At 37.0% G+C, this 26,267-nt stretch carries 18 protein-coding genes; 5 read left to right on the top strand and 13 right to left on the bottom strand.

Going from position 1 to position 26,267, the window contains the following annotated elements; translation table 11 throughout:
- Both bamJ (PHO43_RS05870) and bamJ (PHO43_RS05865) read right to left on the bottom strand, forming a co-directional pair.
- A partial coding sequence (bamJ, locus tag PHO43_RS05870) for a BamJ family beta-barrel-assembly machinery protein (RefSeq protein WP_288011624.1) occupies positions 1–995 on the bottom strand: 995 nt, incomplete at its 3' end.
- Between the two features lie 32 nt (positions 996–1,027).
- Positions 1,028–1,612, bottom strand: coding sequence for a BamJ family beta-barrel-assembly machinery protein (gene bamJ / locus PHO43_RS05865; protein ID WP_045090696.1), 585 nt, complete (start codon positions 1,610–1,612; stop codon positions 1,028–1,030).
- Between the two features lie 129 nt (positions 1,613–1,741).
- On the opposite strand from bamJ (PHO43_RS05865), the gene PHO43_RS05860 reads away from it, so the two are divergent.
- The 4 genes from PHO43_RS05860 (at position 1,742) to PHO43_RS05845 (ending at position 8,252) form a co-directional block, all read left to right on the top strand.
- On the top strand, positions 1,742–2,431 hold the full coding sequence (locus PHO43_RS05860; RefSeq protein WP_045090695.1) for an SIR2 family NAD-dependent protein deacylase: 690 nt from the start codon (positions 1,742–1,744) through the stop codon (positions 2,429–2,431).
- A 210-nt stretch (positions 2,432–2,641) separates the two neighbouring features.
- Positions 2,642–5,227 (top strand): DNA mismatch repair protein MutS, encoded by a 2,586-nt coding sequence (mutS, locus tag PHO43_RS05855; protein ID WP_197272072.1) that lies wholly within the window; start codon positions 2,642–2,644, stop codon positions 5,225–5,227.
- Between the two features lie 119 nt (positions 5,228–5,346).
- The gene (locus tag PHO43_RS05850) at positions 5,347–5,820 is read left to right on the top strand and encodes a hypothetical protein (protein ID WP_045090693.1); all 474 of its coding nucleotides are present in this window, start codon (positions 5,347–5,349) and stop codon (positions 5,818–5,820) included.
- Between the two features lie 65 nt (positions 5,821–5,885).
- Entirely contained in the window at positions 5,886–8,252 is a 2,367-nt protein-coding gene (locus PHO43_RS05845; RefSeq protein WP_045091061.1) for an ATP-dependent helicase, read from the top strand.
- Between the two features lie 53 nt (positions 8,253–8,305).
- Here PHO43_RS05845 and odhB read toward each other — a convergent pair whose 3' ends face one another.
- Together odhB and PHO43_RS05835 are read right to left on the bottom strand one after the other, a co-directional pair.
- On the bottom strand, positions 8,306–9,667 hold the full coding sequence (odhB, locus tag PHO43_RS05840; RefSeq protein ID WP_045090692.1) for a 2-oxoglutarate dehydrogenase complex dihydrolipoyllysine-residue succinyltransferase: 1,362 nt from the start codon (positions 9,665–9,667) through the stop codon (positions 8,306–8,308).
- A 99-nt stretch (positions 9,668–9,766) separates the two neighbouring features.
- Positions 9,767–12,490 (bottom strand): 2-oxoglutarate dehydrogenase E1 component, encoded by a 2,724-nt coding sequence (locus tag PHO43_RS05835; protein WP_288011621.1) that lies wholly within the window; start codon positions 12,488–12,490, stop codon positions 9,767–9,769.
- 193 nt (positions 12,491–12,683) lie between these two features.
- On the opposite strand from PHO43_RS05835, the gene PHO43_RS05830 reads away from it, so the two are divergent.
- Complete coding sequence (locus PHO43_RS05830; protein WP_045090690.1) at positions 12,684–14,345, top strand: diphosphate--fructose-6-phosphate 1-phosphotransferase; 1,662 nt, start codon at positions 12,684–12,686, stop codon at positions 14,343–14,345.
- Between the two features lie 98 nt (positions 14,346–14,443).
- On the opposite strand, the gene PHO43_RS05825 is transcribed toward PHO43_RS05830, so the two are convergent.
- The 9 genes from PHO43_RS05825 to dapA form a co-directional block, all read right to left on the bottom strand.
- Entirely contained in the window at positions 14,444–16,573 is a 2,130-nt protein-coding gene (locus PHO43_RS05825) for a peptidylprolyl isomerase (protein ID WP_288011619.1), read from the bottom strand.
- Positions 16,574–16,697: 124 nt separating this feature from the next.
- A complete protein-coding gene (locus tag PHO43_RS05820) occupies positions 16,698–17,984 on the bottom strand; it encodes a hemolysin family protein (RefSeq protein WP_288011617.1) in 1,287 nt (428 codons plus the stop codon).
- 4 nt (positions 17,985–17,988) lie between these two features.
- The gene (lptC, locus tag PHO43_RS05815; protein WP_288011615.1) at positions 17,989–18,669 is read right to left on the bottom strand and encodes an LPS export ABC transporter periplasmic protein LptC; all 681 of its coding nucleotides are present in this window, start codon (positions 18,667–18,669) and stop codon (positions 17,989–17,991) included.
- A gap of 11 nt (positions 18,670–18,680) precedes the next feature.
- Positions 18,681–20,045: a tetratricopeptide repeat protein gene (locus PHO43_RS05810; protein ID WP_045090686.1), complete on the bottom strand. Its 1,365-nt coding sequence runs from the start codon at positions 20,043–20,045 to the stop codon at positions 18,681–18,683.
- A 168-nt stretch (positions 20,046–20,213) separates the two neighbouring features.
- Entirely contained in the window at positions 20,214–21,554 is a 1,341-nt protein-coding gene (gene bamG, locus PHO43_RS05805) for a BamG family beta-barrel-assembly machinery protein (protein WP_288011613.1), read from the bottom strand.
- Positions 21,555–21,734: 180 nt separating this feature from the next.
- Positions 21,735–22,295, bottom strand: a complete 561-nt coding sequence (locus PHO43_RS05800; protein WP_045090684.1) for a nitroreductase family protein — start codon at positions 22,293–22,295, stop codon at positions 21,735–21,737.
- Positions 22,296–22,321: 26 nt separating this feature from the next.
- Positions 22,322–22,933 (bottom strand): riboflavin synthase, encoded by a 612-nt coding sequence (locus PHO43_RS05795; RefSeq protein WP_053826944.1) that lies wholly within the window; start codon positions 22,931–22,933, stop codon positions 22,322–22,324.
- Positions 22,934–22,980: 47 nt separating this feature from the next.
- Positions 22,981–25,014: a M13 family metallopeptidase gene (locus PHO43_RS05790; protein ID WP_288011610.1), complete on the bottom strand. Its 2,034-nt coding sequence runs from the start codon at positions 25,012–25,014 to the stop codon at positions 22,981–22,983.
- Between the two features lie 119 nt (positions 25,015–25,133).
- Positions 25,134–26,027 (bottom strand): 4-hydroxy-tetrahydrodipicolinate synthase, encoded by an 894-nt coding sequence (dapA, locus tag PHO43_RS05785; RefSeq protein ID WP_288011608.1) that lies wholly within the window; start codon positions 26,025–26,027, stop codon positions 25,134–25,136.
- Positions 26,028–26,267: the final 240 nt, after the last annotated feature.

The raw sequence follows: 26,267 nt of genomic DNA, 5'->3' as shown, positions 1-26,267 counted from the left end.
AATTCAACTTCAAAAATAAGGTTTGAGAAAGGTTTTATTGAACCTCTGTCCGAAGAACCGTAAGCTAAGTCATAAGGAATATAAAGTTTCCATTTTGAACCTACAGGCATAAGCTGAAGAGCTTCGGTCCATCCTGCAATAACCTGAGTTACTCCGAAAGTTGCAGGCTCACCTCTTTCAACGCTGCTGTCAAAAACAGTACCGTCGATAAGTGTTCCGTGATAATGAACTTTCACTCTGTCGGTATCTGTTGGGATTGCACCTTTTCCTTCTGTAAGAATTTCATACTGCAATCCGCTGGGCAGAGTAACCACTCCTTCTCTTGATCCATTTTCCGACATAAATGCATCACCCTGAGCAATTTCATCCTGATACTGTTCTTTAAGCTCTTCTTCCTGACGCTTCGTCTGTGCTTCCTGAGCTTTCTCCATTTCTGTCTGTATCAAATTATTTGCATCAAGTTTATTGATTGCAAGTTCCTGATTCTTCAATGTTGAGATCAGACCAGCAAGTAACTGATCACTATTTGCTTTTTGATCCGAGTTTTCACCATAGACCATAGAGTTAAACTGTGGCAGAAGCTGCTGTGAAAACTGTACACCTATACTTAATCCATGTGCATAGGGAGATTTTTCATCAAGACTAATAGCCTCTTTCATACCTTTGATGAATTCATTTAATCTTGGTCCGTTAACTTTATTAATTGAATCAATTTTTGCTGCCTTCTCTGCAAGTAAAGCAGCTTTTTCTGTTGAATCTGCCGCAGCGATCCTCAATTGATAATCATACTCAATGTCTGATGTACTTAAAAGAACACCAGCCTGCTCAAGAAATTGTGCTAATCCCTGATCAGCCATTGTAACTCCATAAGCATAAGAAACACTGTCAACAGAATTTTTCAAGGAGGTCTTTGGAGTAGATGCTCCTCCGCAGGAGATCATCATAACCGCCAAAACTGCTAATGCACTAAAAGTGCCTAAAATTGTTTTCTTCATTTTACTTAATATTATTATATGTATTCTTTTTACTATACAATTCCCAATAATTCCACGTCAAATATCAGAGTTGTATTTGGCTCAATTGAACCACCCGCTCCCTGCTTTCCATAGGCAAGATCTGAAGGAATATATAATCTCCATTTTGAGCCAACGGACATAAGCTGAAGTGCTTCAACCCATCCTTTTATGACCTGATTTACTCCAAAAACAGCCGGCTGACCACGCTGTACTGAGCTATCAAATACTGTACCATCAATAAGTGTACCATGGTAGTGGCATTTAACCTTGTCTGTAGCTTTGGGAATTGCACCATCACCTTCGTTAATTACTTCATATTGTAACCCGCTTGGTAATGTTACAACACCTTCTCGCTTTTTATTTTCTTCCAGGAAAGCTTTTCCTGCTTCCAGATTCTTATTCAGCATCTCGTCTTGTTGTTTGGTGAAATAGTCCTGTAATATCTGATTTGCTTCTTGTGGAGACATTGAAGGAGTTTTGTTATCCATGATCTCTGTGAAGGCTTTTACAAAGGAATCAACATCTATATTTTTGAGTCCTGAATTCATTAGGTTTGAGGCCATACTCATACCCAATGCATAACTTAATTTGTCCATTAATATATTTACTTTTCGAATTATCGTACAAAAGTACGATTTAAATTATAAATAGAGTATGTTTAACTCGTAAAATGTTTTGATCTTGGTATAAAAAGCTATATTTGAGGTAAAAAGAGGTAAAAAACTATGAAAAAGAGATTGGTGGTTCTAACTGGTGCAGGTATGAGCGCAGAAAGTGGTATCTCTACTTTCAGAGATTCTGGGGGACTGTGGGATAAATATCCAGTGGAACAGGTTGCAACTCCCGAAGGTTTCAGGGCAAATCCTGAATTGGTACTTAACTTTTATAATATCAGGAGACGTGAACTTCTTTCTGTGAAACCTAATGAGGGACATTATGGACTGGTGGACCTGGAAAAACATTTTGAAGTTAATATTATTACTCAAAACATTGATAATCTGCATGAACAGGCAGGTAGCTCATCTGTTATTCATCTTCATGGCGAATTGATGAAATCACGCTCTACGGCTGATGAGTCGCTAGTCTATGATATTGACCCTGAAAAATGTGAAATTCTTTTAGGTGATACATGCGAGAAGGGTTCTCAGTTACGTCCTCACATAGTTTGGTTTGGAGAGATGGTCCCTATGATGTCAGTCGCTGAAGAAATCACCCGTAAAGCTGATATATTTGTAATTATTGGCACTTCAATGAATGTTTATCCGGCAGCCGGTCTGCTTCATGACGTAAAGTATGACACCCCTGTTTATCTTATTGACCCTAAAGATGTAAATACCGGAAGAAGAGACATACATCATATCAGAATGGGAGCTTCAGAAGGTGTGAAGGAATTAAAGAAAATTCTGTTAACATAAATTGTACTTTAATGTTTCTTTCAACACTCTTTGTTCTTGGATTCTTTTATTTTAAAAGAAGATCATAAGAGCGAAGTAAGTATGAGGTGTGAGTAAGTACTTTTTGAGAGTGCTGTTTTTTTTGTATTTTTGATTTGAAATAGCGGCAACTAAGCCTGCTTAAATTAACTTGATTTGTAGCTTGTGGCAAAAAAAATAGCAGAAACACCAATGATGAAGCAGTTTGTTGAGATAAAGAGTCAACATCCCGACGCTATACTGCTTTTCAGAGTTGGTGATTTTTATGAGACTTTTTCGGATGATGCGATAACAGCATCTGAGATTTTAGGAATAACTCTAACCAGAAGAGCCAATGGTGCTGCACAGTTTGTAGAATTGGCCGGCTTCCCTCATCATGCTCTTGATACTTACTTGCCCAAACTTGTCAGGGCAGGGAAAAGGGTAGCAATTTGTGACCAGCTGGAGGACCCAAAGACAACTAAAAAACTGGTAAAACGGGGTATAACTGAACTGGTTACGCCGGGTGTATCGATAAATGACAATGTTCTAAACCATAAGGAGAATAATTTTCTCTGTGCGATTCACTTTACAAACAATCTTTTAGGTATATCATTCCTTGATATATCAACAGGAGAGTTTCTTACTACTGAAGGTAAAAAGGACAATATTGACAAACTGTTATCAAACTTCTCTCCTAAGGAAATTTTGATTGAGCATTCAAAAAAAAGGAAATTTGAGGAGATATTTGGTTCGGGATGGATGACCTCGGTTCTGGATGACTGGATTTTTACTGAAAATGCAGCTCGTGACAGACTATTGGCGCATTTTAAATCTGCGAGCCTTAAAGGTTTTGGTGTTGAGCAGCTTGAACAAGGTATCATAGCATCTGGAGCTATTTTACATTATATGGATATCACTCAGCATCCAAATATTGAACATATAACATCATTAACCAGAATTGAAGAGGAGAGATTTGTACGTCTTGATAAATTCACGGTAAGAAACCTGGAGCTGCTTTCTCCAATGAATGAAGGTGGTAAAAGTTTGCTGGATATCCTTGACAAGACTATATCTCCAATGGGATCGCGTCTTATGAGACGTTGGGTTGTTTTTCCACTAAAAGATGTTTTGCCAATTAATGATCGTTTAAATATAGTTGAGTACTTTTTTCGTGATCCTGAGTTGAAAAAGTTTCTTGCTCAACAGCTTTCTCTTATTGGAGATCTGGAAAGAATTATCTCTAAAGCGGCTGTTGGCAGAATTAATCCAAGAGAGGTGGTTCAGCTAAAAGTTGCACTGAATGCAATTGATCCTATCCAGCAGGCTTTTGCTGATTCTGACAATAGCAATCTAAGGGAGATGGGTGAATTATTGAATCCATGTCCGGTATTGAGAGAAAAGATAGAAAAGGAGATTGTTTCTGATCCTCCGGCTCTGATCAATAAGGGTGGATTTATAAGAAAAGGGATAAATAAGGATCTTGATGAACTCAGGGATATTGCTTTTTCGGGAAAGGATTATCTTCTGAAATTGCAGCAACGGGAGAGTGAAAGAACGGGAATACCTTCTCTTAAAATTGCATTTAATAATGTATTCGGATATTATATAGAGGTGCGAAATACTCATAAAAGTAAAGTGCCTGCAGATTGGACCAGAAAACAGACATTGGTTAGCGCTGAAAGATATATTACCGAGGAACTGAAAGTGTATGAGGAGAAGATTCTTGGTGCTGAAGAGAAGATAATAGCTCTGGAGAACAAAATATATACAGAGCTGGTTGAAAGTCTGATAGGTTATATTCCTGTTATTCAAAATAATGCAAATATAATTGCTCGTGCTGACTGCCTCCTTTCGTTTGCAAATGTGGCCGAGAGGTATAACTATATTCGTCCTGAGATTAATGAGAGCCTTGTTATTGATATAAAAAAAGGAAGACACCCTGTAATTGAAAGACAGCTTCCTGCAGATGAGCCTTATGTCTCTAATGATGTTTATCTGGATAATGATAATCAACAGATATTAATTATTACAGGACCAAACATGTCTGGTAAATCAGCTTTGCTCCGTCAAACTGCTCTGATTACTCTGATGGCTCAGATAGGATCGTTTGTACCTGCTGAGTCAGCAAAGATAGGTCTGGTTGATAAAATATTTACAAGGGTTGGCGCATCTGACAATATCTCGCTAGGAGAATCTACATTTATGGTGGAAATGAACGAGGCTGCCAATATTATGAATAATCTTTCTGACAGAAGCCTTGTACTTTTTGATGAGCTTGGCAGGGGTACAAGTACTTATGATGGGATATCAATTGCCTGGGCTATTGTAGAGTATATTCACGAGAATCCTAAAGCAAGAGCGAAGACTCTGTTTGCAACACATTATCATGAACTTAATGAGATGGAGAAGTCTTTTAAACGTATCAGGAATTTCAATGTATCGGTAAAAGAGATTGATAATAAAGTTATATTTCTTCGTAAACTGAAGTCCGGGGGAAGTGAGCACAGCTTTGGTATTCATGTTGCCAGGATGGCCGGTATGCCGCAAAGTATTACTAAAAGGGCAGATGCTATACTATCTCAGATGGAGAACTCAAACCGTAAAGGTGATATTAAAAAACCTATAAAGGATTTTGTGGAAAAACAGGAGGGGTATCAACTTAGTTTTTTCCAGCTTGACGACCCGATATTAAGTCAGGTAAGAGATGAGATAATCAATTTGGATGTGAACAATTTAACTCCAATCGATGCACTTAATAAGCTTAATGAAATAAAGAAGATTGTTAAAGGTAAATAAACATTATCTTGAAAGTATTTATAAATTTCATTAATCAATCACAAACAAAATGTAAAGTAATTTGTTTGAATTGTGAAAGAACCAGAACTAAAACTATTTTTTAACGAAAAAATTGACTTATGAAACTAAAAAAATTAATCTTTGCGGGACTGCTTATAGCAGCATTCACAACTACAACATTACAAGCCCAGAGTTATAATACGGCATTTGGTGTGCGTTTGGGATATGACAGCGGATTATCACTAAAACACTTCTTTGCACCTTCTAATGCAGGTGAGTTCATCCTTTCAGCTTCACCACGATGGTTTCAGCTGACAGGTCTTTATGAATATCAACAGCCTGTACCTAATGCACCGGGATTGGACTGGTATGTGGGTCTGGGTGCTCATATTGGAGGTATACACAAACATAAAGACAGTTATAATAGTGCGTTTTTGGTTGGAGCTGATCTGATTGGAGGTTTGGAATATATTTTCCCGAGTGCTCCTTTTAATATTTCTCTCGACTGGAAGCCATCTTTTAACTTCACAAACGATTATAATGATTACTGGTATAGCGGTTTTGCATTGAGTTTGCGATACACTTTCAGATAAAAGTCCTTTTAATGATTATAAAACCGCTTTCAGTTGAGAGCGGTTTTTTTTGTACTTTTGTGTATATGCATAAGACAGAAATAAACAACGAATTTAGTTTATTGGATCAGTTAAACCGGGCACAGCGAGCGGCCGTGGAGTTTTGTGATGGTCCTTCACTGGTGATAGCTGGAGCGGGATCGGGTAAGACACGTGTACTCACTCACAAAATTGCCTATCTGCTTGAATTGGGCTTACCTCCTTACTATATACTTGCACTTACTTTTACCAATAAAGCTGCACGGGAAATGAAATCACGTATTGCTGAACTTGTTGGAGAGAAAAAAGCAAGAAGCCTGTGGATGGGTACCTTTCATTCTATTTTCGCACGTATACTCCGCAAAGAAGCTGATTCAATAGGCTTTCAATCCAATTTCACTATTTTCGACTCGTCTGATTCACATAATCTGGTTAAGCTTATTATTAAAGATATGAATCTTGATGATAAGCAATACAGGCCAGGCCATGTTCACGGACAGATATCAAGAGCAAAGAACAGTTTGATTACTCCAACCATGTATGCAGCAAATACTGAAATTATTCAGTATGACAACAGAGCAAGACAGCCTCAGATTTTTGAGATATATAAGAGATACCAAAATCGCCTGCGCGCTGCCAACAGTATGGATTTTGATGATCTGCTGATGTATACTAACATACTGTTTCGTGATCATAAGGAAATTCTTGATAAATATCGTAATCAGTTTCAGTATATACTTGTAGATGAGTACCAGGACACCAATTTTGCTCAGCACCTGATAGTTAAACAACTTGCTGATGAGCATCATCGTGTGTGCGTAGTGGGTGATGATGCTCAAAGTATTTATTCGTTCCGTGGAGCAAATATTGATAATATATTAAATTTCAAATCCACCTTCCCTGAAACAAAGGTCTTTAAGCTTGAACAGAACTACCGTTCTACTCAAAATATAGTAAATGCAGCAAATAGCCTGATTAAGAAAAACACTGAGCAGATTGCCAAAGATGTGTTTTCTGAAAATGAGGTTGGCGAGAAAATGGAGGTAATCAGCACTTTTTCTGATTTTGAGGAGGGACTTGTTGTTGCAAACAAGATTGCAAGGATGCGGCTGGAGAACCATTCTGCATATAGTGATTTTGCTATTCTCTATCGAACTAATGCTCAATCGAGAATATTTGAAGATTCATTGAGAAAGAAAAATATTCCTTACAGGATTTATGGTGGCAAATCGTTCTATCAACGTAAAGAGATAAAAGATGTGATTGCCTATTTCAGGCTTATAGTAAATCCTTCTGATGAGGAGGCATTTCGTAGAATTATCAACTATCCTGCCAGGGGAATTGGGGATGTTACGGTTGGCAAAGTATCGTCTGCTGCGACACTTCATCAGAAAAGTTTATGGGAGATAATATCTACTCCTATTGATTATAATCTGAATGTGAATTCAGGAACACAGAAAAGACTTAAAGCTTTCTATGACCTCATATGTGAATTTATTGATAAAAATGAATCACTCAATGCATTTGAACTTGCTCAGGAGGTATTAAAAAAGTCAGGCATAGCACATGAAGCATATCAGGACCTTACACCTGAGGGAATGAGCCGCTCACAAAATATCCAAGAACTTCTTAATGCCATTAATGAGTTTGTATCTACAAGGCAGGAGCAAGGAGAAGAGGAGATCGGGTTAGTTGATTTCTTGTCAGAAGTTTCTCTGCTTACTGATCAGGATACTGATAAAGAAGAGGAGGCTGAAAAGGTTACTTTAATGACTGTTCACTCGGCAAAGGGTCTTGAGTTTAATAATGTGTTTGTAGTTGGTATGGAAGAAGATCTTTTCCCATCATCCATGACAAAATCAGAAATTAGAGGACTGGAAGAAGAGCGACGTCTTTTTTATGTTGCTATCACCCGTGCTAGAAAAACCTGCACAATTACATATGCCAGAAGCAGATTCAAAAATGGTCAGACAACTTCGGCTGTCGAAAGCAGGTTTCTGAGAGAGATTGATCCTGCTTATATCTATATGGAATCAAACAGCTCATTTAGTACCGCAACAACAGATAAGGCTGTTGATTTCTGGGGTACGATGCGTGAACAAAGACTGCAACGAGAGAGCAGGACTGATAAAAACATATACTCAGAAAGATCTGACAGGAGCTCATTCAAAGCCGGCCCTAGTACAGGGAGACTAGTTTCTGTACATAACAGCTCATCTTCTATGCCATTATCAAAAGAGGCAAAGGAGCTTGAGGAGGGAGATATAATTGAACATGAAAGATTCGGTCAAGGGGAAGTTACATCTATCGAGATGAGTGGAAATGACCGCCGGGCGATAGTTGAGTTTGAGTCTGCAGGCAGAAAACAGCTGCTGCTTAAGTTCGCAAAATTTAAAATAATAGGGAAAAAGTGAAATAGTCACCTTTTCCCCCCAAATAAAGAAAAACCTAATATCAATAAAGTAGATTAAAGTTCCAAGAGAGCTTTCTCACTATTGCTTCCCCCGAATAGAATATCAGTTGGATTCTCCAGAAGCTCTTTAATTCTTAATAAAAAGCCTACCGAGTCTTTTCCATCAATAACTCTATGGTCATAAGACAATGCAACATACATCATTGGGCGTATAACAACTTGTCCGTCGATCGCTACTGGTCGTTCTATTATATTATGCATACCTAGTATAGCCGACTGTGGCGGATTGATCAGAGGTGTTGACATCATGGATCCAAAAACTCCTCCATTTGTTATTGTAAAAGTACCTCCTGTCATTTCAGGAATAGATAGTTTGCCACTTCGGGCTTTTCCGGCCAGATCAGCGATTGCTTTCTCAATCTCAGCTAAACCAAGACTTTCCACATTGCGTACTACAGGAACCATTAAGCCTTTTGGTGCACTTACTGCAACTGAGATGTCAGTATAATCAAATGTTATAAGATTCTCTCCATCTAACATACTGTTTACATTTGGATGTTCAAGAAGTGCTACCGATGCTGCTTTCATGAAAAAAGACATGATACCAAGTTTTATACCATATTTATCTGTAAACTTGGCCTGATTTCTCTTCCTGATATCCATTATAGGCTTCATATCCACCTCATTGAAGGTGGTTAGCATTGCAGTCTCATTCTTTACTGAAACCAAACGTTCGCTTAGTTTTCTGCGTAAAGAACTTAACCTTTCTGTTTTTGACTCTCTGCTTGCTTGCCTCTTTAACCCGGATGTTAGGGGCTGAGATGTAGCTTCTGTATTATCTTTTGCATTTAATACAGCTTCAACATCTTCTCTTTTTAAACGTTTAAGTCCATTTATTACATCCTCAACCGACAACTCATACTTATCCATTACCTTTTGTGCCAAAGGAGTAATTTTCACCTTTCCTAAATCAGATTGATCAGGAGCTTCACTTTTTTTCGTTTCCGGTTCGGAAGAAATTGCACTCACAGTTAATTTATCCTTTTCGGGAGTTTCTCCAGTCTCTTTGGATTTTACTACTTTAGATGAATCTTCCGTAACAACCGCTTTTACTGAATCAGAAGTCGCTTTTGTACTACCCGGTTCAGGAGAAACAGAGGCTGCAGCAGAGGGTTGTATTGAAGTGTCAATTGTACATGCAACTGAACCTACTTCGAGCATATCCCCTTCCTTTGCTTTAAATGATATCTTACCTGATTCATATGCAACAAGCATAAGAGTTGCTTTGTCTGATTCAAGTTCCGCGATTTCGGTATCTTTTGCAACAATAGCACCATCTTCAACAAGCCAATGGAAAAGCTCTACATGTGTGATTGATTCACCGGGACTGGGGATTTTAACTTCTATAATTGCCATTATTTGGTTTTAGTTTAAATGAGACTAAATATTCTAATGATTTTAATTTAACTCATTATCATGTTACTTTGTTTAAAATTTAAATATTCGCTCCATAATTTATTCAAAAACCTTATCAATGATTTTTGCCTGATTGATTTTATGAAGTGCTGTTAATCCTTCAGCTGTAACCCCGCTTGCAGGCCTGCTTATCACCTGGATATTCTTATCCTCCAGCCTCTGTTTAACATAAAGAGATGCTCCCATGTTTAACGGCTCCTCTTGTACCCATACAAGCTCTGTATCTTCTGGATAGCTATTGATCAGATCTCTAATCTGTTTTTCCGGAAATGGATACAGCTGCTCCAGACGTATAATTGATACATCTCCTGAATTCTTTTCACGACGGGCGTCCTTTAGTTCATAGTAGATTTTGCCGGTACAGAGAATGAGTCTCTTGATTTCAGACTTAGATTGTAACTCTGTATCCTCTATTACTTCCATAAATCGACCTTCTGTGAAGTCTGAAATTGAAGATGTACACTCAGGATGTCTCAACAAGCTCTTTGGAGTAAATACTATAAGAGGAATTCTGAAATCACGATACATTTGCCGGCGTATTACATGAAATAGATTTGCAGGAGTGGTGCAATTGACCACCTGCATATTATTATTACCGCAAAGTGCGAGGAAACGCTCCATTCTTCCGCTTGAGTGCTCTGCCCCCTGCCCTTCATAACCATGAGGTAAAAACATTACCAGTCCTGATTTTAGACCCCATTTTTCCTGTGCTGAACATATATACTGATCTACTATAACCTGTCCGACATTATAAAAATCTCCAAATTGAGCTTCCCATATAGTCAGACCATCCGGAAATGCAAGTGAGTAGCCATATTCAAATCCAAGTATACCATATTCACTTAACATAGAGTTGTATACTCTTACAGGAGCCTGCTCGCCACCCAGGTTTTTCAATGGAAAATATTTTTCTGTACCCTCATCTTCAGTAACTATTTCTGCATGACGATGAGAAAATGTGCCTCTTTCTGAGTCCTGACCACTTAAGCGAACCGGAATCATCTCTTTTGCAAGTGTAGCATAAGCCATTAACTCACCCATTGCCCAATCATAAGAATTGGCCTCTATCATGGAGGCACGTTGAGAAAAGAGTCTGGTTGTCTTATTGAAAAACTGTCTGTCGCCTGGTAAAGTTGTAATGCGTTTTGCCAGATCCAGGAATAGTTCACGTGACACTTTTGTGTTTACCTCTTTTTCGAAGTCTTGTGGTGCCGGTAGACGTAAATGACTGTTTTTATCTGACAAAAAAGGTTGGAAATTTAACTTGTTCGACTTTAAAGAGTCTTCATAAGATTTATCGAGTTTTCTGTGAAAGTCGGATACCATTTTGTCAAAAACTGCTCCTTCAACTACTTTTTCTGATATAAGCCTATCTGCATAGATATCTCTGGGATTCTTATGTTTGGCTATAATATCATATAACTCAGGTTGAGTGAAACGTGGCTCATCCCCCTCATTATGACCATATTTTCTGTATGATAGCAGATCGATAAAAACATCTGTATTGAACTCCTGGCGAAATTCAAGAGCTAATTTAGCTACAAAAACCATTGCTTCAGGATCATCTCCATTAACATGAAATACAGGCGATTGTGTAACTTTTGCAACGTCTGTACAGTATGTACTTGATCTTGCCTGCAGGTAGCTGGTTGTAAACCCTACCTGGTTATTAATAACAATATGAATTGTACCTCCAGTTTTATAACCTCCAAGCCTTGAAAATTGTATAGTTTCATAAACTACACCTTGTCCTGCAATTGCAGCATCTCCGTGAACTACAATTGGCAATACCTCATCATAGTTCAAATTATGATCGTTCTCAAGTTTAGCACGTGCTATTCCCTGAACAACCGGACCAACTGCTTCAAGATGTGAGGGGTTTGGAGCAAGGTTCATAGAGATTTTACGTCCTTCATAATCAATAGTATTACTATATCCAAGATGATATTTAACATCACCATATTTTATCTCTTCATCATAATTTTGTGCATTGAATTCACGAAATACCTGTGAGTATGGCTTTTTCATAATATTGGTAAGCACATTTAATCTTCCACGATGTGCCATCCCAATTACAATGTCATTTACATTATAGTCTCCTCCTCTGGAAATAATAGCTTCAAGTGCAGGTATAATGGATTCTGATCCTTCAAGAGAAAAACGCTTTTGTCCAACAAACTTTTTGTGCATATAATCCTCAAAGCCTGAAGCCTCTATCAGTAAACTAAGGATATGCAATTTCTTTTCATTAGGCAAATCCTCCCTGTTCCTTGAGCTCTCCATCTTCTCCTGAAGCCATTTCACTTTATCAGGATTAGTCATGTATCGATACTCTACACCTATAGAGGCACAATAGGTCTCTTCAAGTAGAGTAATTATATCACGTAGGGTTGCTCTGCCAAGACCAACTTCTTTACCTGCTTCAAAGACTAAATCCAGATCTTTCTCAGAAAGATCAAAGTTTTCTATTGCAAGTGTAGGAGTGTAGCTCCTTCTGGCTCTAACAGGATTGGTTTTGGTAAACAGATGTCCTCTTCTTCGGTAAGCTGTAATAAGACGCATTACATTCAACTCTTTGGGGGAATGCTCTATACCACCATTTTTTTCATTTGGTATTAAAGGGAAGCGGTTTGTAGCTAAGTCAAAGCCTTGAAAAAAATAACGAAAACTTTCATCAACACTTTCAGGCGCTTCTTTGTATTTTTTGTACAAATCTTCTATTGCTTCGATCTCCATAGAATCGAATTCATTTCCGGTATTCATTGGTAAATAAATATTTATTTATATATAAATAGTAAAGGAGGTGAAATTGTTCATTAAAAACAACTAATAGATATAAATTCAATGATAGTTAGATAAATTCAATGATTATTAGACGAAAAAATCGTATATTTGACATTCCAAATAAACTTATCAGTTAAGTAATTAACAAGACAATTAATAAATTTCAAATTTCATGACTAAAAGCGCTTTACAAATTGCGAGGACTAATTATGTCCCTAAAATGCCTGAGGGTCTTAAAGGCAATGTAAAAATAGCAGAAGGTGCTGCTACTGAGTCTGTGGCTGACCAGAAAGAGATAAAGGAGTTATTCCCTAACACATACGGTCTACCAATTGTAACTTTTAAACAGGCAGAGGGCGAAATCGGCGCTTCGGATCCTGTTAATGTAGGTGTTATACTATCGGGAGGACAAGCTCCGGGAGGACATAATGTTATTGCCGGAATTTTTGATGGAATAAAACGTATACACAAAGACAGCAAATTATATGGTTTTATTCTTGGACCTTCCGGTTTAATAGATCATCAGTATAAGGAATTGACAAGCGAGATAATAGATGAATACAGGAATACAGGAGGTTTTGACATTATTGGATCCGGACGTACTAAGCTTGAAACAAAAGAACAGTTCGACAAGGGTCTGATAATTCTTAAGAAACTTGACATAAAAGCACTTGTGATTATTGGAGGAGATGACTCTAATACTAATGCATGTGTATTAGCTGAATACTACAAATCTATTAATGCAGGTGTTCAAGTGCTTGGATGCCCAAAAACAATTGATGGTGACCTGAAAAATGATCAGATTGAAACATCTTTCGGTTTTGATACTGCTTGTAAAGTATATTCTGAATTAATTGGGAATATTCAGCGCGACTGTAACTCAGCACGAAAATATTGGCACTTCATTAAAGTAATGGGGCGATCTGCGTCTCATATCGCATTAGAATGTGCACTTCAGACTCACCCTAATGTTTGTATTATTTCAGAAGAAGTTGAGCAGAAAGGCTTGTCTCTTGATGATATTATTGAATATATAGCCGGTGTCATCGCAAAAAGAGCAGAGAATGGCTTAAACTTCGGTACTGTTATTATTCCTGAAGGTTTAATTGAATTCATCCCGGCGATGAAAAACCTTATTAGCGAACTTAATGATTTCCTCGCTCATAATCAGGAAGAGTTCGACCTTGTACGTCGTTCAGGTAAGCGTGAATATATTATCAGTAAATTATCTCCTGAAAACTCAGAGATATATGCAAGTCTGCCGGAAACTGTAGCTCGTCAGCTTACACTTGACCGCGACCCACATGGTAATGTACAGGTATCTCTTATTGAAACAGAGAAACTGCTTACTGAGATGGTTAGTAAAAAACTTAGCGATTGGGCAAAAGAAGGTAAATATAAAGGTAAATTTGCCAGCATCACTCATTTCTTTGGATATGAAGGCCGTTGCGCAGCTCCTTCAAACTATGATGCCGACTATTGCTATTCATTAGGATATACAGCATCAATGCTTGTAGCATCTGGTAAAACAGGTTATATGTCATCTGTGAAAAATACTACAGCACCTGCAGCTGAATGGGTAGCCGGTGGTGTTCCAATCACTATGATGCTTAATCTTGAACGTCGTCATGGAGAAATGAAGCCTGTAATTCAAAAAGCTTTAGTGAAGCTTGATGGCGCTCCTTTCTTATATTATAAAGAAAAGCGTGAAGAGTGGGCAATTCATACTGATTACGTATATCCTGGTCCAATACAGTACTTTGGTCCTACAGAAGTATGTGATCAACCAAGTAAAACATTACAATTGGAACAGACAGGAAAAATTACTTTCTAATATATATATATAAGTATATTTAAATAATTAGGGCCGCCCCTCACGGGACGGCCCTTTTATTTATTCACTTTGAAAATTTATTCCACATAAATATCGAATCAGAAGAACCTATATCTGTTATCCTCAACTCCCAGCTTACTCTTAAGAGTTTCTAATGCCTGCATTTGTAATCTGTAAGCATTATTATTCAACAGTGATTCTTTCTGCTCTTTGTCGTTATATTCCGCACTTCCTTCAGAACGATCAATAACTTTCGTAACAAATACACCCATATTACCTTCCATAGGTCCTACAACTGTATTAAGAGGCGCAAATGATGACACAGCGTTGATAACAGGCTCATATCCCAAACCAACTATATTCTGTGTTGTAAAGTTTACAAATCTAACTGAATCAACTCTTGAATTCATAGCTTCAGCATAATCTTCTATAGACGCAATGTTCTGCTGTTCTAAATCAGCTATTATTTTGTCAGCCTTTTTCTTATTGATTAACTGCGTTCTGATAATGTCAGCAACTTCTGAAATTGGAGTAGTACCTGACGGAATAACTTCATCTACTCTTGCAACTATTCTTAAATTTGTAAGATCAAATTTTCTGACTGCACCAATCTCCTTCTGATTAACAGCCCATGAAATTACCTGGCGAGAACCTGATATTTGTCCCAAAGAAAAATCATTAGCAGAGAACGACATATTCGGAATGACCATATATCCTGCTTCAGTTGCCAATTGATTGAAGTTTTGTTTAATATCTTCTTTTGAGACAAATTGATTTAACTCGTTATCTATATTATTTGATGTTTTCTCACTAGGCAATACAGGCATATTTATTACTGCAAGCTTGAATTTATTCACAGGTTTTGTTTTTTGTTCTACCTGGAAGATTACTTGCTGTCCTGGCAATGATATCCTAACAGGCTCACCTACCGGTGCATTGAACGCGGCATCAACCATCTCTTTACCAAAAGGAAGAAGATCAATTTCTCTTGCCCATCCCACATCACCTCCGTTAGAACCGGGATTCAGACTATTAGCCACATTTGCAAACGATTCGCCGTTTTTAATAGAGTTATAAATACTATCAACAAATTGTGTTATCACTGAATCTTGTCCTACCATTGTAGATGTTGGTACAGCCATCATACTTAGATATACTGAGTCAGGTGCAACAGTTTTATCAACAAGCTTATAAAGCTGGAATGAATCACCCTCACGTACTGGTCCATATATATCAGAAATATTTGCTGTTCTGGCAAAGTCAAGTTGAGAAGGTGTAAGCAATCTTTCACCCATAAATACATCGCGATATGGGATATCTGAATAATCAGCAACAACAGTTGCAGGATTTACAGCTGATTGTAACTGTTCAAAAGCAGTATGTGACTGTTGCTCTATTGCAGCAAAATCCTCATCACTTGGAACAATCTCTTTAGTAAAATATGATATCTTTACAATTGGAGCTTCAAGCTTAAACGATTTCTTATTTTTATTATAGAAATCTCTAATTTCCTTATCAGTTACTGTTACACTAGAATCAGGTACAGTAAAATAGCTCTTCATAACATATTCGATCTCAGCATTCTGTTGTGATAAATCGAATGTTCTCTTAGCCTCTAAATCATTAACTATAACTGAATTGGAAAGCAGAGAGATATACTTTTCTTCAAGACGTTGTGTTTTAATCATATTCTCAATGAACAGCCATAATGATTTATACTGATCCACTAAAGCTTGTTCCTGAGGATTTGGGTTTGGAGTATTGATAACATTTAAAAACTCGACTAATGCTGTACGGCTGAATATTCCAGTCTGGGGATCCACGAAAAATGGTAACTGTTGTAAAATAGGTGAAACAGACTGACCATATACAAGATCATTTATCTCTTCCTTTGTTACTACTAATCCAAGATCATCAGCCTGATCTTTAAGCAATCTGTCGCGAACCATTTGCTGATAAACTGCCTCACGAATCTGTAATGAAATGTTTTCATCTAGTGAAGATTGTCCGCTGATCATTTTTTGGAATTCCTCAAATTCAGTTATCTTGTTTGAGTATTCTTGTGTTGTTATAACTTCTCCATTAACAACAAAAGCTCTATCCCTTGCTTTTCCTACAAGCAATGATCCGGAACTGAAAAGGTCTCCTAACACAAAGGCTAGCAGTGCTACACCTATAACAATGACCAGCAGCGGTCCTTTATTTCTGATGTTTTGTAAAGTTGCCATCTAAAATCTATTAGTCTGTTTCAATTAACGTTAAAAAATATTTTTATTCAAATCAGGGCACGAAGTTAGTAAAAATAAAGTAGATAACTATATTATTTTTGTCTAAAAAACCACATTTTATTAATTATACTGAAGTTTCAATCTCTTTGCTATTGTCAGTTATCAGGCGGACTACCTCAATTTTACGATCTGTAACTTTCAATATCTTGAAATTATAATCACCTATAACTACATTTTCATAAGTTTTAGGAAAACGCTGAGTATGGTGAAGAAGGTATCCTGCAACTGTTGAGTATTCATCTGACTCAGGTATCTCCAGTCCATAAACCTCGTTGAGATGGTCGATTTCTACGCGTCCCGAAAGTACATACTGACCTTTTGACTCCTTTTTAACAAATTTAGATTTAATGTCATATTCATCCTCGATTTCTCCAAAAATCTCTTCTACAAGATCTTCCATAGTTACAATACCTGAAGTACCCCCAAATTCGTCCACAACAACCGCAATACTTTTACGCTGTAGCATCAGTTCACTCATGAGTTTGCTAGCCTGCATACTTTCTGGAACAAATGAAATAGAAGCAATTTTTTTAGTCCAGTCTTTCGGATTTGTGAAAATCTCCCACATATGAATATACCCTGCAATATCATCAATATCCTCCTTAAATACCAGTATCCTGGAAATGCCGGTCTCAATAAACTTATCTTTTAGAGTATCAATATCTGTATCAATACTAACAGCTACTATATCAGCTCTTGGAACCATACAATCCCTCAGTTTCATCGAGCTGAAATCCAAGGCATTCCTGAATATCTTTACTTCTGAATCCATTTCGCTGATTCTGGAAGGATCATCTATATTTTTTTTCACGAAAGTGTCCAGATCCACTCTGCTGAATGTTTGATCAACAGGCTGAATAAATTTCAAACCAAACAATCTCAGTATTCCTTCAGAAATAAAAATAAAAATATATGCGATCGGAAAAAGCAAGATAAAGAAGAAAAATGATGGTATTGCAAAAGCCTTTATCCATGAACTTGGGTTAATCTTGAATAATGTTCTAGGTATAAGCTCATTAGATATAAGAATAATAAAAGTGGCAAATAAAATTATAAGAATAATACTGATCCAATCCTGAACAAAATAGTTTCTAAAAAAAATCCCGGTAATAAGTATTGTAAAATATACAAACAGGACTAGAGATATAACTTTACCAATTATCAATGTTGCTAAAAATTCTCGGGAATTTCCATAGATTGAATTTAGCATAAAATTATAAACCCCTTTATTTTTCCTGGTAATAGCAAACTGAAGCTTATCTGTTGCAACAAAAGCCATATCTATACCTGAAAAGAATATCGACAAGATAAGAAATGTAATCCACAATACTATTTCTAAAGATATTGTCATCTCTTTATTCCATTAATATAATTGCTTCCTGATCACCAATTTTATTAATATTTGCAGTAGAATCAGTTTTCTCAATTTCAAGAGAGTCTGTTGGTACTGAAGGTTTGTCAACAAAAGGAAGTTTTCCATCGTGAGGCCGAAAAATCCTATAATCAGTCATCTGTTCATTTGACTCAAATCCATAACCTTTAAGTTGTGAATCTTTTCGTTTAATCTCGATATAAGTATTAGAGTAAACCTTTCCATTCTCCATATCCCAAAAGAGTTCTTCACTATTAAACTCTTCACCCTGCATATTCTGAACATGAACGTTACTTCTCAATCTCCATAACTTTTTATCATCAAAGTACCAGGCAGTATCCGCCTCTACTGTAGCTTCAGTAGTAAAATCGGGAGTAAACCTTTCTAAGTATAGACCTTTTGGAAAAAACTGATACGGCTCCTTAGCCTTATCAAATACCATCCATACATCGTAAGAGATTTTATAGCGAGTTACACCTGAGTCTGAAAGCAACTGATATGCAGAGTCAGTAATCATTGTAGGTATTACCTCAGGATCATACTTAAAATCAACAAGATTGTCATTACCATTCTTACAGGAGACGAAATAAAGCAGCATAACAACCAGCCAAAGGGTGGTTGTTATGCGCCTAAATTTTGATATGTTGTGTTGTAACTTCAACACTATATAGATATTTATCTAAGTCTTACTGTAGTATTTTCTCCAATCCAACCAGGAATGAATACTGTTTCACCAGTTTTATAACCCATCATAAATGCAGTCTCAGTATCCAGGAACCTTGCAGAGTAGCTGCTGATAAGGCTATTTGCTTTACTTGCTACACTTGGATCAACTGATCTTGCTTTTTGCAGTTTGTCTACAGCTGCACAGTATACCAAGCCTGCTTTTTCGGTCTCGGGGAAAATATTATTTGCTGAACTTGCATACAACTGAGCTACCAGTATATAAGCATCTCCATTGTTTGGATTATATTCCAGTGCATCATATGCAGCCTGTCTTGCTCTTGCAAAATTGCGCTGGTTTGAGAAGATACTTGCAAGTTGCAACATATACTCTGAAGCTCTAACTTTGTCAGTTTCCAAATTTGCTGCCTCACTGTAATATTTAACTGCTGTTTCGTAGTCTTTATCTCTCAGACTCTTGTTTGCAAGACCTAAAGCAGCATTAGCTGATGGCTCCAGCTTATGCAGATATTCTGAAACAGTAAAATACAAATCAGAATCATTACAACCGATAGAACCCAAAGCATTTACAACTTCACTGAGAAATTCTTTATTAGTTTTGTTAGGTTCCACTTTATCTGCATAATATTCAGTAAGTGTTTTGCAATCTCCTGCTCCACTATTAACAAACGCAGTTTGTATACCTTCCTGAACTATTCCTAAATAGTCAGCACTTCCCTGATCATTAGCAGCTTTTGCATTAGCAATAGCTTTTTCTATATAATCCATTACATTAAAGTAGTCAGAAATATACTGATCCTTTAAAGAATTATCGTTCAGATAAAGACTCAAAGAAGAAAGCATATAATATGAGTAAGCATCAAGAGGATACATTTTATCTTTCAACCCATTTACAGATTCATTTAACCATTCATAAATCTGTTTCTGATCTGCCTGATCACCCATTAATTCCATATAATCATATGTTTTATATGCAATTATTGTCTCTTTCGGATCATCTTTACCAAAATAGGTTATCCTCTTATCATATATTTCCAGAGTCTTATCGAGGTACTCTTTTTTCTTTGCAGCATCAGTCTCTTTCTCATAAAGAGCTTTGAAAATTCTGGGACCGTAAATAAATGTATTCTTACTTGCGGCTGGACAGTTTTCGTAAACTGATGACCATGGTATCAAAGCAGATTCATAAGCTTCAGCTTTAGCTGCAGTTTGCATCAAACTTAGATTAACACGACAATTTACGCTGTCCTCTCCATGACCAAAAGGCGCGTTCACAGGATCGTATCCCGCTTTTTGGGCAATTGCTCCGGCTATTACTGCTATAGCCAAAAAACCAGTTAATAATAATTTTCTCATATTGTTTGATATTTATTGTTGTTGTTTTATTACTGCAACTTGGACAAAATGTTAAAAGAATGGTTTAATATGATTCTTTTTGTCATTTTCCCATTTAATATTCAGTTAATTATATTTTAAACAGTTGCCGAAGTTAAAAAAATAATTCTAAAAACCTGGCAATTTTAATTATTCAAACTGTCGTTTGAAGAACCAAAGTTCATTAACATTCATATTTACAGATATTTTGAACATATCCTGACCCACCATAAATTGGCTATTTGGATCCTGTCTGGAATATCCGAAACCTATATTTAACATAGATAAATGTCCAGTTCTTAAATCGTGAAATGGTAATCCAAGTCCAATATTTATGCCATATTCATTATAACTACCCATTCCTATATTCTGACTGCTTTCGGGATTACTTACACTTACATTAATATAAGAGTTTGAGTATGATATACCTCCCCTGAAGCGTATACGGTTAAAAAAGTTCTGACTATAGGGATCTATCACATACTCTGCACCGGCATTTATACGATAAAGATCGTTATACCTGTTATTGTCCGTCAATCCATCGAGCTGACTTGAATACGCTGAATTCTTCCATAATTGGTATGTTCCATCTACTCCAACTAAAAAATTCTCAGTCTGATAGGTCAACCCTGCTCCAAAAGTCTGTGGAATTTGAAAACCCTCTCCACTCAATGTATCACTACTGATAATTTGAACAGGCTCTAGATCTGGACTTTGATAAGGATCAGAAGTATAGTTCATTACTGAAGAATAGACATCAGCTTTTGTTGTTATTTGAGGAGAATAAACAGCCCCAAAGGTAATCGATTTAGTATTGCTGATATTATAGGAGTATTGAAGTCCCAAATCATATTTCAATTCACGAATCGAGAATCTGTTTTTACCTTCACTGATTAGTGCATTACTCGTAACAGGAGTACTTATCCTGCTATGCGAAAAATTACCAAAAAGATATGATACATTTGCTCCTATTGATAAACTTTTGAAAGGTTCCCATGCAGCACCGAAGTAAACCTGGCTTAGGCCGCCTGTTCCTCTGTATGTTTCTAAGTATTGAATATCAGACAATGAACGTCTGTTTCCAAAATTATATCCCACCTTTGAGTATGGCAGTAAACCCACACTTCCCCCCATATTACGGAATAACGGGAATTGGAGTGCTATATAATCAAGATTTCCATTATAGAAATCGCGACTGTTTACCCCATCGCTCATACTGGATAGTTGAGCTGATACCCCTAAATCGAAAATAAAAGTTAAAGAGTCAAGTTCTGAGTAAGAAGCAGGATTTCCTGGATTAACCTGCTGGCTTCTGCGCAAACCATAGCTGATACCACCCATTGCTTCTGAAGCACCCAAAGCTGGGTTAGACAGAACACCAAATCCATATCTCCCATATGGGGAATTGGAACCTACCTGTTGTGCTAAAATCACTGTGGTAATCGTAAGAAAAGCGATCAGTAAAGGGAAACGTTTTTTCTTAATATTCATTTGTTTAGGTATATCAACCAGCCTCGGTCACTTAGTTTCATAAAAAAATTTGTGGTTACAAAGATGACATATTTTTATGATGTCACCAACAAAACCTTAACAACATCCTGTTAAAAAGATTAAAGTTTAATGATTATAAACTTTTTACACTCAAGTATGATATGATTTTTCGCTATAGGATTAACCCTTTTTATATCCGTTATATGATACTATCTCATTAATTTGCTTTCTCTTTTTTTCTCTTAAGGACTGAGTGCTATATCCAATTGTTATATCCAGCCAAACTCTTTTTGAGTCTGGAATTGAAAGTATCTCACGCATTGCTGGCTCGTTAAACCATCCAAGAATACATGAGCCCAATCCTTCTGCATGAGCTGCTAAAACTATATGTGCTGCAATAACACCCAAATCCATCTGTGCATAATCTTTCTGTTTCACCCATCCGCCAATGCCTGAAGATAGGTTTACTTTTTCCTCAACCAGTACTAAATGCACGGGAGCCTGTTTAGTAAAATGATTCATACCCAGAGCTCGGGCAGAAGTGGCATCAGCCACCCTGTTCTTTATTACCGGATCATCAACAACAATAATATGCCAAGGCTGAGCATTACAAGCAGAAGGAGACAATCTGGCCGTCTCTAAAATACGTTCAATTTTCTCCTTTTCTACCGGTCGGTTTGTGTCATATGCACGAACACTCTGACGTGAAGAGACAAATTCAAGAAAATCAATACTATCCATATTTGTCATTTTTCAACGCTAAGTTATTATTGCTCTATATTAAGATTGAGCAAACGGCTAATATACTTTCCAATTATATCAAATTCAAGATTCACTACACTTCCCACTTTAATTTGATGAAAATTTGTATGTTCGTAAGTGTATGGAATTATAGCAACTTTAAAACTGTTATCAGTAGGCTCAACCACAGTTAAACTTACACCATTTACAGTTACAGAACCTTTATCAACAGTCATATAACCCTTAGCGGCCTTCTCTTTATCAAACTCATATTCAAAAGTAAAGTACCAGCTTCCACCAACCTCTGTCACATCTTTACAAATAGCAGTCTGATCTACATGCCCCTGTACGATATGTCCATCAAGTCGGCCATTCATCATCATACTGCGCTCCAGGTTAACTTTACTACCAACTTCAAGCAGACCAAGGTTTGAAATATCTAAAGTCTCCTTTATAGCTGTCACAGTATAAACGTCACCATCAATAGAAACAACAGTCAGGCATACCCCATTATGAGATATGCTCTGATCAATTTTCAATTCATTTGTAAAAGAACATTTCAGAGATATATTAAGGTTAGATTGATCTTTTTCCAATGCAACAACAGTTGCAGCCTCTTCAACTATTCCAGAAAACATATTAAAAAACAGATTTATTTTATTAGTAAATTATCCCATATTTTTATCTACCAGATAGAAGCACGCTCTTCTGCCGGTACATACATAGGATCCTCAGAATCTATACCAAATGCTTCATACCATGCTTCAATATGAGGTAAAGCTCCATCAACCCTCCATTTTCCAAGAGAGTGCGGATCGATTTGAGTGAGCCTTAGAATCTCAGCATCGCGAACATTTCCTGCCCAAAGTCCGGCATAACTTAAAAAGAAACGTTGTGCTGGAGTGAAGCCATCAATATTTTCATCTTTTTTAGCCTGATCTGTTTTCTGAAAAGCATGATATGCAACCTGAAGACCACCATGGTCGGCAATATTCTCACCCAATGTAAATGTTCCATTAGCATGCACAGTGTCAAGTACCACAATATTATCGAAGAAATCTACCAACACCTTTGCTCTTTCATCAAATCTGGCAGCATCCTCCGCTGTCCACCAGTCGGTAAGATTACCATCTTTATCAAACTTCCTGCCCTGATCATCAAAGCCATGTGTCATTTCATGTCCAATAACAACACCAATTCCACCATAGTTTATAGCATCATCACCATCCATATAGAAAAATGGGGGCTGCAATATTCCCGCGGGGAAGCATATCTCATTTGATGAAGGACTATAATATGCATTTACTGTTTGTGGAGACATATACCATTTTGTACGGTCAACCGGTTTTCCAAGCTCATCCATCATTTCTTCCCATGCAAACTCAGAAGCACGCATAATATTCTGCCAGTATGAATCATCCTTAATCTCAAGTGATGAATAATCTTTCCATTTGTCGGGATACCCAATCTTTACGATAAATGTACCAAGTTTTTCCTGCGCTTTTTCCTTAGTAGCATCACTCATCCATTCCAGCTGACTAATACGTTCGCCAAGAGATATTTTCAGGTTCTCAACGAGATTAAGCATCCTCTCTTTTGCTTCAGCAGGAAAATACTTCTCAACATACAGTTGTCCAACTGCCTCACCCATTGCACCATTAACTGCATCTATGGTTCTTCTCCAACGAGGGCGTAGCTCTTTACTTCCACTCATTGTTCTACCATAAAACTCGAAATTGGCATTTACAAAATCATCACTCAAATAATTTGCAGCTGAATTTATAACTTTCCAGCTAAGATAATCTTTCAGCACCTCAATCGGTTCTCTTTCAATTATGGCAATTGCAGCTTTCACCGGTTCAATCTGAGAAACATTTAGGCTATCAATACCGGCAGCGCCTAGTTCATCAAAATATATATTCCATGCAAATGGTGCAACCTGATTATCAAGTTCTGAGACCAATAGCTTATGGTAATTAAGTTCCGGTAAGCGACGCATCTCTTTTGTCACATGCGCACCTGCAAGCTCAGTTTCAATTTTCATCACATTAGCAGCTGCTTTTTTAGCGTCTGCTTCACTATAACCTGTATTCTGGAATTGTGTCTCCATCAACTTTATATAAGCTGCACGAAGATTTTGTGAATGCTCATTCTGCAAAAGATAGTAATCCCTGTCGCCCATTCCAATACCGGATTGATATATATGAACAATATTCATACTGCTGTTTTTATCGTCCGGACCAACAGAAAAGCCGAAGAATGGATTTGAAACCACTTTTGAAAGTTGCGCAGACACTCTTATTATATCCTCTTTACTCACTACATCTGCAATTTTCTGTAACAATGGTCTAATTGGCTCAGCACCATCGCTATTCAATTTTACACTATCCATTCCTATAGAATATAAGTCTCCCACCTTCTGAGCATTGGTGCCATTCTCATAATCCTGTCCACTCAAGTCCTGAATCAGGGCCTGAATCTGGTGTTGATTCTCTTCACGTAGTTTGTCAAAAGATCCGTAACGCGCATACTCATCGGGTATAGGATTTGCTTTTTGCCATCCTCCTGTAGCATATTGATAAAAACTTTCACCCGGGCTAACTGTTGTGTCCATATCAGAGATATTAAGACCTTGAGTCATACCGGTTTTACCTTGTTCAGTGCAGCCTATTGTAGTCATTATAAAAAAAACTGTAATTGGGAATAATAATCGTTTCATGTGATGAATATTTGAATTCAATTATTTAATGTGCAAAAATACAAAATATATTTCAATTACTGTCAGATGGTTAGAACCAGCACAGTAATGTACCTCAAATCAGAAGATATTCAGGATTGTCAAAGATATTTAGCTTTACTCAAAGCCTCTTTTATCATTAAAGCAGTCTTATCGCTAACCGGTACAAGTGGTAATCGCAATCTGTTTTTAATTATACCTTTTTGACTCAGAATTGATTTCACACCTGCTGGATTTCCTTCTATAAAAATAAGGTGAAAAAGCTCATTAAAATCCTCCTCCATTTTATTTCTGGCATTAATAGAATCACCTTTAAGTGCACAATCCACTAGCCATGACATTTCCTTTGGAAAAGCATTCCCGAAAACAGAAATAACACCTATCCCTCCCATATCAATTACTGCAGTTGTTACAGCATCATCTCCTGAAATTACAGAAAAACCTTTAGGGGACCCTTTTAAAATTTCTTCAATCTGATCCAGTTTACCAGATGCCTCTTTTATTGCGATCACTTTACTACAATCATTTGCAATTCTTAGAGTAGTTTCAGAAGTCATATTCACACCTGTTCTGCCAGGCACATTATATAAGATCAGAGGCAGAGGTGATGCTTCCGAGAGGGCTTTATAATGCTGATAAAGTCCCTCTTGTGTAGGTTTATTATAATAAGGAGTTACCGAAAGTATTGCACTAATACCACTAAAGTCAGACCTTTTCAGTTCCTCAACAAGTGCTAAAGTATTATTACCTCCTACACCCAAAACAATCGGGACTCTTCCGTCAACTTTTTTAACTATGAATCTAGATACCTCTTTTTTCTCATCTTTAGAGAGTGTGGGAGTTTCAGCAGTTGTGCCAAGAGCCACAATATAATCTGTTCCATTATCCAACTGATAATCAATTAAGCGGGATAAAGCTTCATAATCGATCGAACCATCATCATTAAAAGGAGTGATCATGGCTACTCCCAAGCCTTTCAAGTTTACTTCTGTCATGAAATGATAGATTTTACTTACAGTTTTATTACGTATCACCTGTTTTAAAAACAAAATGATCCAGAAATACAAAGGTACACAATTTTCAAAACGCACACTAAAAACAGATCGATTTTGTTGTCACTATTACAATTACATATATGAATTCACATATTTAAGTTTAATCCTGTATTGTCCTAATTTTTGTTTACATAAATCTCAATAATGAATAAGCCTAATTAAGGCTATAAATACACTTAG

The organism is Lascolabacillus sp. (assembly GCF_028696275.1).
In the GTDB taxonomy this organism is placed as follows: Bacteria; Bacteroidota; Bacteroidia; order Bacteroidales; family Dysgonomonadaceae; genus Proteiniphilum; species Proteiniphilum massiliensis.
This window is presented reverse-complemented; position numbering and strand designations above follow the sequence as displayed.